Below are 1,653 nucleotides of genomic sequence, written 5' to 3' on the forward strand. Positions count from 1 at the left end.
TCGGGTCTGACGCAATCTCGATGCAGGGCGGCTCATGGTGTGCCGATCAGCCGAGCTTCGATCAGGTCTAGTTTGGCACGGCCGAACATCTGCCGCTTCACGAGCTTCAGACGGGTGATCTGCCCTTCGGTCTGGCCGTTCGACCATGGTTGCGTGAGAGCTGCAGCGACAGCCGCCTTGTCCTTGAGCAGGCCGCCGGCGAAGACCGCCAGAAGGCTTCGGGCCGCGGCCTCGATCCAGGTGTCGAGATCCGGTCGACCCCGTGCGCGGATCATGGCCTGGAAGCGCGACAACAGGGTCCTTGCCTCGTCGAGCCTCGGCACCTCCGCCTCGATCGTCGCCACGATGACGGCTTCGGCCTTCGTCAGGCTGTCCCGACCCGTCGTCATCAGCCGGGAGAGGATGCGTGCTGACGGCACCTTGCTGGGAGCGCCCTCCGGCGCTCGCTCACTGCGTCGCCTCCGCGTCGCCCATTCCCCGACTACCCGCAGGCTGCCGGTGAACCCGCTCGCGCGAAGCCGCCGCCAGAGTTCAGCCCCGTTGCGGCAGCCGGCCGCCCATTCGGCATCGAGCTGGGGCAGATGGGCATCCAGGCTGCTCTGGCGGGCGCGGAAGACGTCGCCGGTCAGACCGCGCAGCACGTCGCGCACGAGTTTGCGGCTGTGCCTGGTCGTCCGGGCAATCTTCTTGATCGACATGCCTTGTCGCGACAGAGCCAGGATCGCCTCGCCGGTCGCCTCCCTCCGCAGATAGCCGTCGTACTGCAGGCGCTCGGCGCAAGTCAGCCGTTCGGGATCGACCGTCGCGGCTCCCACAGCGATGCGGATGGCGGACATCGACTTGCGCACGGCATTGAGGAAGGCGGCGCTGGCGTTCTCCATCAAGTGCCATCGGTCAGCGACCTGGATCGCCTTGGGCAGCGCCCGCGTCGTAGCCTCGCCGTAGCAACCACCGCGGTCGCGGGCGACGACGGTAATCTCGGGATGGGCCGCAAGCCACGCTTCGACGGTGCTGCTCTCCCGATCCGGCAGCAGGGCGATGACACGCCGGCGTTCCAGGTCGCAGACCAGCGTGCCGTAACGCTGTCCCCGCCGGAAGGCCCAGTCGTCGATGCCGATCACGCTCGGATGCTCCACCGGACGGACGGCAAGGCGGCGCACGGTCCGCAGCATCGTATCCCGACTGGCCGGGACCATGAGCCGTCGGGCGAAGCTGGCTGCGGGTCTACCGCCGAGGGCAACGCCGAGATGATGCACGATGCAGTCGAGCCGGGCCGTACGCCGGGCATAGGCGGCGGCAAGGTCAGACCCGAGCCGCTCGGCGAAGATCTTGGTCCTGCAGTCCGATCCGATGCAACGGAAACGACGGACGCGGATATCGAGCGCGACGCGTCTCCCGGCAACCGGCAGGTCCGACAGGGTGCGGGTGTAATGGCTATGGATTCGAGACGAGGACCGATCGCAGCCCGGGCACCGGGCGGATGCCGCGACCGGCCGGGCTGTGATGGTCAGCACGGCGCCGACCTCGACATGATCTATGACGAGGCCGCGCGGGATGACGGCACCAGCATGCAAACTGCGAGACATGACAGGATCTCCGACGACGAAAGCCGAGATCCATCAACCCGCCTGCACCGAATGTGAGTCAGACCCC

1 protein-coding gene is annotated in these 1,653 nt (G+C 67.6%); it reads right to left on the reverse strand.

Annotated features, from left to right (window positions below; genetic code table 11):
- Positions 1 to 32: 32 nt before the first annotated feature.
- Entirely contained in the window at positions 33 to 1,586 is a 1,554-nt protein-coding gene (locus MKK67_RS00905) for an ISL3 family transposase (RefSeq protein ID WP_243961025.1), read from the reverse strand.
- Positions 1,587 to 1,653 lie beyond the last annotated feature (67 nt).

The organism is Methylobacterium sp. J-072 (assembly GCF_022829425.1).
Taxonomy (GTDB): domain Bacteria; phylum Pseudomonadota; class Alphaproteobacteria; order Rhizobiales; family Beijerinckiaceae; genus Methylobacterium.